Annotated in this window: 11 protein-coding genes, 1 tRNA gene and 1 pseudogene; 8 read left to right on the top strand and 5 right to left on the bottom strand. The window is 47.5% G+C overall.

From position 1 onward, the window contains the following. Positions 1–200 precede the first annotated feature (200 nt). The 3 genes and pseudogenes from CX664_RS20335 to CX664_RS20325 form a co-directional block, all read left to right on the top strand. Positions 201–1,286 (top strand): annotated as a pseudogene (locus CX664_RS20335) (DNA phosphorothioation-associated putative methyltransferase); the annotation flags it as partial. Between the two features lie 127 nt (positions 1,287–1,413). Continuing rightward, complete coding sequence (locus tag CX664_RS20330) at positions 1,414–1,665, top strand: type II toxin-antitoxin system Phd/YefM family antitoxin (RefSeq protein WP_101748505.1); 252 nt, start codon at positions 1,414–1,416, stop codon at positions 1,663–1,665. Further along, positions 1,662–2,000, top strand: coding sequence for a type II toxin-antitoxin system RelE/ParE family toxin (locus CX664_RS20325; protein ID WP_146000178.1), 339 nt, complete (start codon positions 1,662–1,664; stop codon positions 1,998–2,000). Before CX664_RS20330 ends, CX664_RS20325 begins: the two co-directional genes overlap by 4 nt. Before the next feature lie 17 nt (positions 2,001–2,017). Here CX664_RS20325 and CX664_RS26595 read toward each other — a convergent pair whose 3' ends face one another. After that, positions 2,018–2,194 carry a hypothetical protein gene (locus tag CX664_RS26595; RefSeq protein WP_180966566.1) on the bottom strand — a complete coding sequence of 59 codons (177 nt, stop codon included), beginning with the start codon at positions 2,192–2,194 and terminating at the stop codon, positions 2,018–2,020. Positions 2,195–2,432: 238 nt separating this feature from the next. Here CX664_RS26595 and CX664_RS27605 point away from each other — a divergent pair, with 238 nt between their 5' ends. Further along, positions 2,433–3,455, top strand: coding sequence for an HNH endonuclease (locus tag CX664_RS27605; RefSeq protein ID WP_101748503.1), 1,023 nt, complete (start codon positions 2,433–2,435; stop codon positions 3,453–3,455). Here the strand turns inward: CX664_RS27605 and CX664_RS20315 are convergent. Further along, positions 3,452–4,111, bottom strand: coding sequence for a class I SAM-dependent methyltransferase (locus CX664_RS20315; protein WP_244910699.1), 660 nt, complete (start codon positions 4,109–4,111; stop codon positions 3,452–3,454). The two genes, CX664_RS27605 and CX664_RS20315, sit on opposite strands and share 4 nt — an antisense overlap. 639 nt (positions 4,112–4,750) lie before the next feature. After that, positions 4,751–4,827: transfer RNA gene (locus CX664_RS20310), tRNA-Arg, on the bottom strand. 427 nt (positions 4,828–5,254) lie between these two features. On the opposite strand from CX664_RS20310, the gene CX664_RS20305 reads away from it, so the two are divergent. Further along, a complete protein-coding gene (locus tag CX664_RS20305) occupies positions 5,255–5,689 on the top strand; it encodes a c-type cytochrome (protein WP_101748502.1) in 435 nt (144 codons plus the stop codon). Positions 5,690–5,711: 22 nt separating this feature from the next. On the opposite strand, the gene CX664_RS20300 is transcribed toward CX664_RS20305, so the two are convergent. Beyond that, positions 5,712–6,671: a universal stress protein gene (locus CX664_RS20300; protein WP_101748501.1), complete on the bottom strand. Its 960-nt coding sequence runs from the start codon at positions 6,669–6,671 to the stop codon at positions 5,712–5,714. Positions 6,672–6,856: 185 nt separating this feature from the next. On the opposite strand from CX664_RS20300, the gene CX664_RS20295 reads away from it, so the two are divergent. The 3 genes from CX664_RS20295 (at position 6,857) to CX664_RS20285 (ending at position 10,927) form a co-directional block, all read left to right on the top strand. Continuing rightward, positions 6,857–7,960, top strand: a complete 1,104-nt coding sequence (locus CX664_RS20295) for a polyamine ABC transporter substrate-binding protein (protein WP_101748500.1) — start codon at positions 6,857–6,859, stop codon at positions 7,958–7,960. Between the two features lie 144 nt (positions 7,961–8,104). Continuing rightward, positions 8,105–9,340 (top strand): GGDEF/EAL domain-containing response regulator, encoded by a 1,236-nt coding sequence (locus tag CX664_RS20290; protein WP_101748499.1) that lies wholly within the window; start codon positions 8,105–8,107, stop codon positions 9,338–9,340. Between the two features lie 180 nt (positions 9,341–9,520). Beyond that, positions 9,521–10,927, top strand: coding sequence for an SLC13 family permease (locus tag CX664_RS20285; protein WP_101748498.1), 1,407 nt, complete (start codon positions 9,521–9,523; stop codon positions 10,925–10,927). Positions 10,928–11,013: 86 nt separating this feature from the next. Here the strand turns inward: CX664_RS20285 and CX664_RS20280 are convergent, their stop codons facing one another. Continuing rightward, the gene (locus tag CX664_RS20280; protein ID WP_101748497.1) at positions 11,014–12,417 is read right to left on the bottom strand and encodes an SLC13 family permease; all 1,404 of its coding nucleotides are present in this window, start codon (positions 12,415–12,417) and stop codon (positions 11,014–11,016) included. Positions 12,418–12,964: the final 547 nt, after the last annotated feature.

Genomic DNA, 12,964 nt, shown 5'->3' with positions numbered 1-12,964 from the left:
AATAAATCATCAATCAGGCAAAAGACATTAATGATAAACTCTTCTTCAGGCATGACTGTCACCGGCTATTAAGCAATCTGTTTTAGAGGGCAGGTTGGTTAAGGTGTAGTCATGCCTTATGTGATGTCAAAAGTCGGCCTTCGCGTTTTAAAGACGGTGTACTCACCAGCAGAAATACGTTTCAAAAATACTTCAGCCAGACTGAACTCCAGATTTTTATCGAACAGATTCTGGATGAAGAACCCATCCCGGTAGCGCCGGGGATCTTTTATATTTTCAAAGACAAAGACGAAGAACAGCTCTACCTGGCCAATAAACAACGCCGAAGGCCACAATGGAAACAGCTGGTTCACAAGAGCAGGCCCACCTCCAACAAAAAACGGCTATTAGAAGAAAACCGTCAGCTATTGGAAAATTACTGGCAGCGCTGCCTTGAACTGGGCCGGTTACCCACCGCCGACGAGTTTGAAGAATCCAAGCTGCTGGCAGAACAGATAGGCTCCCCCAAACAGGCCTTTAATCTGTTAAAGGGTGAGGCGGATATCCAGGCATTGGATCAGGCGGCAAAAGAGAGAACGGAGGATTTACAAGTCTATTTCGCCCTGCAGCAGTTCAATAAAAAACGTATTTACAAACACATGCCAGACCCGCTGAAAAGAGACATCAAAGCCTTCTTTGGCGATTACAAAACTGCGGTTGCAGAAGCTCGTGAACTGCTGTTTTCCCTGGCAGAACCCAACCTTATTGACCAGATGTGCGAACTGGCCCATCAGCAGTTACCGGCCAGTATTCTTAACGACAGCCACTCACTAATCATCCATAGTGGTTTTATTAATGACCTGCCGCCCCCGTTAAGAATCTATGCCGGTTGTGCCACACAGCTCTTTTCAGAAACCGATGGAGTGGATCTGGTAAAAATTCATATCCGCTCCGGCAAACTGACCCTGATGACCTACGGGGGTTTTGCAACCCAGCCCATCCCCATGCTTCGTGAACGGGTCAAAATCAATCTGCGCCAGCGTACTGTCGATTTTTTTGACTACGGCTATGGCGACTACGATCCACAACCACTCTATTGGAAGTCCCGGCTGATCGACGCCAGTTTCCCCGATTATGACAAGCAGCAGTCATTCGATAAACGCCTTTCCGATTTGAAAATTCCTGAGCTGGCTGAAGGGCATGGCCCCTCACTGGAGAATCTGACTACCCTGCTTCGTATGAAGCACGGACTCACGATTAAAGGTTACCGGTTCTTCAGAGCACAGAGCGCCATCGCACCCTCATAATGCACAGCACGACCAGAACAATGCCGATGGTCAAAACCGTAAAAGCTGACCAGAGTGACCGGCCACATCCCGATGGCAAAAGATCTATATATGGACTATATTTAGGCCATAAACAGGAGGCAGAGTGATGAGAATTGAACCGATCAGCTTCGTAAAAAAGAATGCGGCTAGCTTGGACCTGGAAGAACCGATTGTCGTGACACAAAATGGCAAGCCAGTCTATGTTATTGAATCCTTTGAAGACAGAGAACGCAGGCAAGAAGCCACCGCGTTGTTGAAGCTATTGTCTTTTGGTGCCAAAGACGAAGCAGAGGGCAAAACACTGTCGGGTGACCAGGTGCTGAACAATATCAGGGCAAAGTATCTGGATAATAAATGATGCGGGTTATCTACCTTGAGTCCTATCAGCTCTCTATGGAGCTGGTGATAGAACACAACGCATCCAGACATCCTGAAAACCTGCCAGGCCATATCGATAAACTCTCTGAAATCCAGGCGGCTTTTGAAACGCAAGTAACAGAGAACCCAAAATCATGCCCCGTCAATTACGACCTCGAACGTTATTTTGGCCTGCAGTTTCGCGAATACCATAAAGATGGCTACAGGATTCTCTACCGGGTTGATGACTCGAAAGCCGTCATTGTGACCTTTATCTTTATGAGCCAGTTTCAAAAGACCAGCCGGTTATTGGAACAGTTTGTTTTCCGGCGGTGATCAATTATTAACAACAGTTAATCCAGCAAACGGGTTGGACGATAAGCCCGATCCTGGTGAATTTTACAGGGTTGCCGGAAATGAGCTCCGGCAACCATCACCAAAAATTTCATCCGGGCCAGCGTCAACCCCAGATTCCCAGCAGCTTGTTCCAGCAGTACTTCATCGCCCTCTTCATCCAGCAGCGCATCCATGGGTTCCGTAACGCCGCAAATTTCAAGAGCTTTTACATCAAGCCCAGTATTTTAGCGATTTAATGGCTTTTTATACGACAAAAGACATATAGATCTAAATAAAAAGTCACCTCAAGGACTTGTTGCCTCTTGTGCAGTATTATCCATATATATTTAAATGTAATTACATATAAACTTATAACTACAAAAAACATTAAATAAAGCCCATCCACACATTCATGGACGATTTGGGGGCACAGTGTCTCGATTTTACCATGTTGAACCTTCGCTTGATAATTACTGGCGCAGCATTATTCTTTTCGGCAACAATGTAGCCTCTTATAAATTTGCCCTCGCCTGTTCTCTCTACGAGCTAGCCAACTCCAGCAATGACTTTATATCTCTGGAACAGCTGGCAGTCCCATTTTCTCGCCATATCTGTGAGCATCTGAAAGACGCACCAAAACAGACGACAGCGAAATCCAGTAGATTTCTGGCTACATGCACAGACTTTAATCTTGGGAAAGTTGATCAGGATTATCTCTGTACCCAAACAGTCAGGCTCGGTTTTCAAAATGTGATTGATGCCTTTCACAATGTTAATCATCGTGAAGTCGGGGAACGCTTTTTTATGGATGAAAGAAAAACAACCAACAAAGGTATCCGGCTGACAGACAATTTTTACACTCTCATGGCATCCCAAGCCATAAACAGCATAAAACCCGAAACCAATGCTCGTTGGCGATTGGTGGAAAGTGCCTGGCAGCTGGGCCTTTCAAGGAATCTTGTGAGAGTAGAACATGACCATGATAGCAAGCAACTATTCACTCGCCTGAATGAACGACGGGTAAATATTACCAGCTCTAGAGATAGCCTGAACGGCTATCAGAAAGGGCGATGTTTTTACTGTTTTGGTCATATAACCATAGAGTCAGGGAAATCTGACCTTGCTGATGTTGACCATTTTTTCCCGTGGGTAATCCGGGAACACGTACCCGGCATTAATGGCATCTGGAACCTTATTCTGGCCTGCCGGAGCTGTAACAGGGGGGAGAATGGCAAGTTTACCCAGCTGCCACATATTGACTATCTTTACAGACTTCATGCCAGAAATGAGTATTTTATCAACAGTCATCTGCCCATCAGAGAGACTTTAATGCAACAAACCGGCAAGACAGAGGCATTACGCAGGGCATTCCTCCAAGGCAGCTACAATCAGGCTAAAGTCCAACTTCTGCACAGTTGGAAAAAGCCTGAACCCCGTGGATTGATGAACTTTTAGGCCTTCAGGCCTAAAATCACATTTAGCCATTGTTCAATGGCTTTTTCTGGCCTTAAGTCATGGGTAGTCCAGCTTGTGAGGACCCATAAATCGGTTGGCTTCAACAAGTCTTGTAATAGGGCCTCATCCATATACGTAAAAAGACGTCCATCCCGTAATACCTCACCCTGACCATATTTAAAGGAGCAATACAAACAGCCGTTTGATACCAAAAATCCTGCTAAGTGGTTAATCGTTGCTGCCAGCTCTACATAAGGAACATGAAGCAGGGAAGCACAAGCCCAAACTCCATCAAACTGGCGCTCTGTCTGAAACTCATCAAACAGGCAAGTCTCAACTGCCAGCCCCGTTAGTTTAGAAGCCATTGCTGCGAGAGTGCCGCTGGCATCAAATGCAGTAACTTTATAGCCCCGGTCAATAAATGCCCTGGCATCTCTGCCTGAGCCACAACCCGCATCAAGAATATGACCTCCATCGGGAATCAGAGGCAGGAAAAACTTATATAGCTCCTGAGCGTCAACTCCAACCGTTGAATTATAAAATTGCATTGCATTTTTCTGGTAAAATTCAGAAGTGATAGTCATTGTCAGTTGCACGGATTTGCGCCAAGGATAACATGTTGATGATGCCAGATTAGTTTCAGAATGAATATCCAAATGATTACCATAACATGTCATAAAAAGCCTTCCCAAGTTCACTCCTGCAAGCCGTTAATATAAGAATTTTTCAACACGCTACACCTGAGATAATTTTATTACAGGTGTAGCTAATATTGCTCCTGGTATCATCCACGCCAGCATGCATCGCTCATACTTGACGAGACTGCCTGAACAAAAACAGACTTGGTGATAGTGAGCTATTTTGGGATTTGAGTCCCTGCCCGTGAGTCTGTGCAATGATTTTCTACAGCAATCAAGTGAATATAAATTCCGAATCACTTTACTAAAACGCGTAATCAGCTTAGCCATGACATGATCCTCCTTGATCGGTCGTGACAGGGCGATTTTGACGAGTTTTCGGGGAGAGGCAATGAAGGAAACTCAATATCCAGAAAGAGCGATAACGATCGAGCTTCATCAATCTTTTAAGGCAACAAAAAATGCCAATTCTATGGATGGCAAGAACAATCCATTGAGAATCATCAGACCAACAACCGGACTGGTATAGACAACGCTGGACAGGGTTTGACGCGAATAAAAGGGAAAATCTTTATGTGAGGTGTAGGCTATACGTAGGTTGGAAATCAGGAAAGGCAAAAATGTGAGTACTTACTACGGACGCAGGCGCGACCATTATGGCGCACCCGAGAGGATTCGAACCTCTGGCCTCTGCCTCCGGAGGGCAGCGCTCTATCCAGCTGAGCTACGGGTGCAATTACAGAGCAGCAGACAGCGGCTCCAGCGGTTGCCAATAATACTGATCCGCCCTCGGGCTGTCTATGATTTTTTTGCTGCTGTCTGGTACCAATGTCAAAAGCATCTCAGTCTCCTTTTAATAACCTGCTCCCGTCATCTGCATTCCGTGAGCTGGCTCAGCAGGCTGTTCAAGCCCCGATCGAGTGCTTCACAATGGCAAGCCACGGTAATTACCGAAACCCACGATGTATAAACCGCTGTTTCAGGGGTACCAATTGTTCTATAATCCCATTGCCCGGAATAATTCGGCTACACAGGCGAAAGCTTATCAGCGAGTCTTAAGCTACTTTTTACCAGCTCTGGCAGTATCAGCTCTGGCAACGCCTAAAATAAGATAGCCATTAATCGCCTTAAGAGGACAAGCGAGTGTCAAGGGGAACTCATATGCGTGCTTTGATTCTGTTAGTCGGGGGACTATTCGCGTCGCTGGTGTTTGCCAAGCCGACTGCAGACCTTGATTCAATTAGTCGTGGTGAGATAAGCGAGCGTCTTGCTCCTGTGGGTTTCGTCTGTCTCGCCGGTGAGGAGTGTGCCAGTGCAGCAGGGGTAGCAGTCAGCTCCAGCAGTGGCCCGAGAAGTGGCGATGCAGTTTACAATCAGTTTTGTGTGGCCTGCCATGGCTCTGGCCTTTTAGGTGCTCCCAAAAAGGACGATGCCGCAGCATGGCAAGCCGCTGAGAAGACCGCTGGCGGGTTCAGCAGTCTGCTGTCCAACGCCATTAACGGTATTCGCAGTATGCCTGCCAAAGGTACCTGTATGGATTGTTCTGATGAAGAGATCAGTATTGCGATTGAATACATGAGCGGCCTTAAGCCCTGACCTCTTCCTTCAGGTTTGATGATCAGCCGCTGGCAGCTTTTGCCAGCGGGCTGATAAATCCTTCCGGCTTCACCGCCAGTATTGAGCAGTAGATACTGTTCATGATGTTTTCAGCCGTATTCCCCACCAGCATGCCCTCCTTATGGCGACCAAGCGTGCCCATCACGATGACATCAACATTCAGTTCATTGGCCAGTTGCTGGATCTCGGTCGCCGGGTTGCCCCTGAGCAGATGAATGGATACAGGCTGCTGGTCATCATTCTCAGTCACGCCAACTTCCTGCATGACCTCCTGTAATTTGTTGTGGTAGCGCCGCTGGGTTATTTCCTGCAATTCATAAAGCTCTTCATCAGAGAGTGTTTTCAGGGAGCGCCGCCCTAAGGGTACATTCCAGACACTGACCAGATGCAACGTAGCCTTTTCCTGGCTTGCCAGATAGAGACCGTATTGTAAAAGCGTGCGATTCAGATCATGGGCATCCGAGTCCGGGTCGCCAGCATCCACGGCCACCAGGATTTTGCCATTGAATTGTGGGAGCTGATCCCGGTCGGCCATCATCAAAATGGGCACCGGGCATTTTCTGAGCAAAGCCAGGTCATTGCCCGTTAACTGTTTACGAGTCAGCGCGCCACTGGCATCTGCCAGTTTGATGACCAGGTCAATGTGATGTTCTTGTATCACCTGATAAATGGCTTGCCGGGGTCGGCCGGGAACAATCAATGTCTCTGCTTCGATCCCCTGCTCCCAGGCCATGGCCTTTAGGCGCTCAAGCTCATCCTCAAGTTGCTGCCTGAGGTGGTCTTCCAGTTTTTTTTCCAACGGGACAAATTGCAGATGATTCAGAGTTTCCAGGCTCTGGTCAAACAGAGCAATCAATAAGGTGGCCCGGTTATCCAAAGCAAGCCGAAAGGCCTGCTGTAGCTCCATATCCGAGGTGTGTTGCCGGGTAACGGCCAGAAGAATCGAACGAAAAGCATGCATCAATTTAGTCTCAAACCGATCACAACCCTACCCATTATCGCAGGAATTGGTCGCCCTGCCAGATATTCTGTTGATAACTCCGGAATTCTGCCTGGTAACCAATAGGAACGGACTTGTAGAACAATGTTACTGCTATATAATCTCGCTCCCTATTATTTTCCTTGTATAAGGTTCACGGCACGTTTATGAAACTGATTAAGAGAACGTTCATCGTCGCCGCACTGCTCTGTGCTGCCCAACTCCAGGCCTCAGATGACAAGGCTGAAAAACTGTATTTCTATAACTGGACCGATTACATCGCGGAAGATACCGTCAAAAACTTTTCCGACAAAACTGGCATCGACGTGGTTTATGACGTTTATGACAGTAATGAGGTACTTGAAGGTAAACTGCTCTCCGGGCGCAGCGGTTTCGACCTGGTCTCGCCTTCCCACGATTTTTACAAGACCCAGATTCGTGCCGGTGTCTATGAGCCGCTGGATAAGTCCAAGCTGCCTAATCTGAAACATCTTGATCCCGTCATTATGAAGGCGATCTCAGACAACTTTGATGAAAACAATACCTACGGTATCCCTTACCTCTGGGGAACCACCGGTATTGGCTATAACAAGGCGGCTGTCGAAAAAGCGCTCGGCAAGGATGCCCCGGTGGATAGCTGGTCTCTGATCCTTGAGCCGGAGAATATGAAGAAGCTGCAAAGTTGTGGAGTTGCGTTTCTTGACGCCGCAAGTGAAGTGTTGCCTTCTGTGATGGCCTACCTCGGTATTCCCGGCGATAGTCTGGATATGGCGGATTACAAACAAGGCGTCGCCAAGATGAAAGAGATTTCTCCTTACATCGCTTACTATCACTCTTCCCGCTCTCTGTCTGACCTGGCCAATGGCGATATCTGTGTGGCCCTGATGTGGTCTGGTGACGCGATGATTGCCAGAGATCGGGCTAAAGAAGCGGGTAACGGCCTGGATATCCGCTATGTTGTTCCCAAGGAAGGTGCAGCCATGTGGTTTGATATGCTGGCCATTCCTAATGATGCGCCTCACAAAGACGCCGCTCACCAGATGCTGAACTATCTGATGGAACCAAAGGTGATTGCTGATGTGACCAACTACGTGACTTATAGCAACCCTAACCCTGCTTCTAAACAGTATGTGGATGCAGATATTGCTAAAGATCCCGGTGTCTTCCCAGGCGATGAGACCATGGAGAAGCTCTTTGTTTTCAAAGAACTGCCATCCAAACTGAAGCGTTATATCACCCGCGAGTGGTCCAGGATAAAATCTGGCAACTGATCTTTTGCCAACAGTTATCAGAAGTTGATCCTTCTGATAACTGTCACTCTGGCTCCATTTATCCAATAACCGCTAAAAAAATCCTCCAACACTGCCCAATACGCCATAATTTATAGATTGAATTCATTTTCACCCGGCCATTACATGGACAGTAACATCACCTCTCTCAGTATCCTGATTTTGGAAGACCACCCCTTTCAGCGAGTGGTGGCAGAGCAAACGGTCTCAGGCCTTAATGTTGGCAGACTGCATACAGCAAAAAGCAGCAAAGAGGCTCTGACATTTCTGCAAAACCAAGGTGCCGTTGATATCGTCATCTGTGACCTCGATATGCCGGGTATGGACGGTATCCGGTTTATCCGCCACCTGGCGGAGCAAAAGCTTGCCCGGGGCGTAATTGTGCTCAGTGCCATGGAGGCAGCTTTAGTCCGAATGGTCAGTGATATGGCTCAAGCTCATGGCCTGATGGTGCTGGGCCATATCCCCAAACCAATGTCCCGCCCCCGTCTGAGAGAATTACTGGAATTTTACTGTTCAGAACAGACTGAGAATAATGCCTGCCCCGTCACCTCCAGAGAGCTGATCTTTGATGAAGAAGCTCTTGAGAAAGCCATTGAAGCCAATCAGTTCGTGCTTTACTACCAGCCAAAGGTCTTGCTGAAAAGTGGCCGAATGATCTCTGTTGAAGCACTCACCCGCTGGCATCACCCGGAAGCTGGCGTTATCAGCCCAGTCCACTTTATCCCCATGATGGAGAGCTCTGGCCTGATAACCCCGATGACCACAAAAATGATCGACCTGGCACTGGAGCAGATTCGAGTCTGGCGTGAACAGGGCAGAAGCATTGCCGTTGGCATCAACCTTTCTGCAGCCACTCTCACCAATACCGACCTGCCCGATATGCTGATTGGCAAGATGCGGGGTTTGAGTATTCCACCAGAGCTCCTGACTCTTGAGATTACCGAAAGCAGTCTGATTGAAAATGCGGCGCTTTCCCTCGAAACACTGGCCAGATTCAAACTCCATGGTTTCTCACTCTCTATTGACGACTTCGGTACTGGCTATTCCAGCATGCAGCAGTTAAACCGAATCCCTTTCAGTGAGCTGAAAATTGATCGTTCATTTGTCTCTAATGCCTGTAGTGACAAAAACCATAAAGCGATTGTTGAAGCCAACATCAGCCTGGCCCACAAATTGAATATGCAAACCGTTGCCGAGGGAGTAGAAACACTCGAAGGCTGGCAATTGCTGAATGAGTTAAATTGTGACCAGGCACAAGGCTTCTTCATTGCCAGGCCCATGCCCGCCGATGAAATCCCCCAATGGGAGCGGGAGTGGCTGGCAAGACAACCGATTACACTACCCAAGCCCTGTATCTGAAAGTGCATTGACAACGGTAGTCATGCAATCTGCCAATATTTTCCTGCCTGAATTATATTCACTTTCCGAAAATGATGTTTCATTGACCTGATTCAGTACGTTTGCTGCATCGTTGATGCATGATAAACACCACCAAGAATTTTAAACTGTTTTTTGCATCTCAAGGGTTGAATGACGTCTATGTCGCGTATTCTCAAGCTGTCGCTGATTGCAGCCTCTTTCTTCTTTCTGTGTTTCATTCCCGCTGAATTTATTCCTGTTGCCAACATCACCATTGAACAACAACGGGTGCTGGCTATTTTCCTGATGGCGACATTGCTCTGGGTCTCTGAGGCCGTGCCAGCCTATGCAACGTCACTACTTATTCTGGGCCTGCTGGCCAGCATGGTGTCCAATACCAGCCCGTACTTTCTCCGGGAAGCATTGAATCCGGAGGCCATGCTCAGCTACAAAGAAATTCTCAGCAGTCTGGCAGCCCCGGTTATTGTGCTGTTTCTTGGCGGTTTCTTCATTGCCATTGCCGCCACGAAGTACAAACTGGACATCAACCTGGCCAGAGTATTGTTAAAACCCATTGGCAGTGATTACCAGAAAGTGATGCTCGGTCTGATGGGCATTACCGCCTTCTTCTCCATGTTTATGAGTAATACCGCAACAACAGCAATGATGCTTACCTTGCTGACGCCATTGCTGGCAAACGTTGATACCACGGATAATGCCGTCAAGGGTGTTATTCTTGCCGTGCCCATAGCCGCCAATATCGGCGGTATTGGAACCCCCATCGGCACGCCACCGAACGCCATTGCTTTTCGCTATTTAACCGGCGAGCATGCCATCACCTTTGGCGAGTGGATGCTGTTTGCCATCCCCATGGCCGTGGCATTAATTATGATTGCCTGGGTATTGCTGCGTAAACTTTACCCGGGAAACATCAAAGAGCTTGCCGTTAAAATCGAATGTTCCTTTGAACAATCGCCAAAAGCCTACCTTGTTTATGCAACAACGGCTGCAACAGTGCTACTATGGACCACCTCCAGCATTCATGGCGTAAACTCGTACACTGTCGCCTTACTGCCGGTCATCGTTTTCTCCCTTTCCGGCATTATCGATACCGACGACATCAAAAATATTAACTGGGATGTACTCTGGCTGATTGCCGGTGGTATTGCCCTGGGCTATGCCCTGGAAAAAAGCGGCCTGGCACGCTCTATTGTTCACACCATTCCCTTCGACACCATGGGAACCTTTGTGGTGTTATTTCTGATGGCTGTGGTCTCAATGGTGATGGCAACATTTATGTCCAATACCGCCACAGCGAACCTGCTGATGCCAATTGCAGTTTCAGTCGCTACGGTTCTGAGCGGGCTGGAAAATTATGGCGGTATCAGCCTTATGGTTATCTCGGTTGCGCTCTGTGCATCCATGGGAATGTCACTGCCTATCAGCACTCCGCCCAACGCTTTGGCCCATGCCACCGGTATGGTGGCCAGCAGAGACTTTATCAAGGCCGGTAAGTTCATCAGCACCATTGGTGTCGTGATTATCTTTGCAGTGATTACCCTGCTGGGTGTGTTGGGTTACTTCTGATCATACTCGCGCTATTTGGCAACTCCGATCTCGGGGTTGTCATCGCTTTCAACGTCAAAAATAAAACACATCGCTGACATTACCCCTTAAAAGAAGCCCATCCAGTTCATCAGCATCAATACCGAAAAGATCAACAAAACCCCCAGCGGACTTAAAATCTGAGCAGTTTTGATAAAGTCCCTGGTTTCGACCAACCCTGTAGCATGCGCCAGTGCATTGGGCGGTGTGCTGATTGGCAGGCCCATCCCCAGGGAAGACGCCAGGGCAACCGCCGTACCAATCACAACCAGTCCTCCCTGCTCTTCAATACTGACCACCGAATTGGACATGGAGATGGCAATGGGCATTAACAGGTTTGCAGTGGCCGTATGGGACATAAATGTCGCCATAATCATACAGAGCACGCTGATGCCCAGAATGATGGTCACCGCATCGAACTGTTCAAATGGCACCATACTGACCAGCAACCCGGCAAGACCAGACGAGGCAAGCGCAGTACCAATGGCAATACCACCGGCAAGCAGCCAGAGCACATCCCAGCTGATATGCTTCAGATCATGCTTATCAACAATGCCACACAGGCTGAATACAGCCACCGGAATAATAGCGACGGCACAGGCATTAATGCCGTGGACATCGGAGAACACCCACAGCAGGATGGTCAACACAATAGTGATATAAACAATGTACGGCTTCAGCCCTCTTTCAAAACGGCCATCAATCCGGACATCCAGATCGCCACCATTGGAGGGGAACATCTTTTGCAGTAACCACCAACTGAAAGCAATCATAACGACAGTAATCGGTACGGCAAACAGCATCCAGCCACCAAACGACAACGCATGCTCACCAACAAAATAACGGAAAGCAATGGCATTGGGCGGAGTTCCAATCGGAGTCCCCATACCACCCAGGTTTGCGGCAATAGGAATACTCAATACCATTGCCCGACATCCGGGATCTTCACTGTCCATTCGAGCCAACAATGGCGTCATAATAGTCAGCATCAACAAACTGGTCGCTGTATTGCTCATGAACATGGAGAAGATGGCAGTGATGATCATCACACCAAGCATCACAATTTCATACTTCTGGCCAAAAGGCTTTAATAGGACACGAGCCAGATTGATATCTACCTTGTACTTGGCACAGGCCAAAGCAATAAAGAACCCGCCCAGAAAAAGTACAATGATGGGTGATGCCAGACTATTGAAAATAGTTACATAGTTGAGCATGTCTTCACCAAGACCATCCCTGAGCGGAAAAGGTGCACTGTTTGAAGCGGTCAATACCAGCAGCATAATAATCAGAAGAGATGTTGCAAAGGCTGGCACGGCATCACTGACCCACATCAGGGTTGCCAGAATAAAAATGGCCAACACCCGCTGCTGCAAAATTGACAAGATCCCCTCGGGAAACACCATTTCCGGAAAGCAGAACAGCCCCAGGAAGATGATTGCTATTGGCACAACCTTTTTAAGCGGAGTCATTTACAACATACCGTACATGAGCAGTTAAAATGGATCAGCGTACTCTAAAGGCTGGAACGCTGAAGCTGATCAACAGAAAGCAGGCATAATCATTTTTAAATAATTACCGGTTAAGACAGTTAAATTATTCAGTGCAAAATTGTGCCTATCAATACGTGGAGCCGGAGCACAGATTTGTTAATGAATAATTTTGCATAAGATAAGATTAAACACTATTAATCAGATCATATAGATAACATTTTCTTAAAGCATAAAAATAGTGAAAAAATATACAATATAAAAGCTTTGCATGATTATGATGTTAGAAAAAACGACAGCAGCAAAAATATTGAGCACTCACAGCTCAGAGATCCAGACTCAATCAAGGAAATAAATCACAAGTTTCGACAACTCATCTTTGGAAAAGATAATTGCTCTTGCAAACAATCAATTTACTATGGAGAAGAAAATTCACAGAGATGCTCATATCCCATGGCCAGAATCAGGTGCATTTGATTCAAGCGCAGCGCGCTGGAGTCAAGCAATAAGTGCAACAGACCTCCCAGTG

The sequence above is a fragment of the Endozoicomonas acroporae genome (assembly GCF_002864045.1).
Classification (GTDB): Bacteria; Pseudomonadota; Gammaproteobacteria; order Pseudomonadales; family Endozoicomonadaceae; genus Endozoicomonas; species Endozoicomonas acroporae.
Note: the sequence above shows the minus strand (reverse complement) of the source record. Positions and strands in the feature narration are given on the sequence as shown.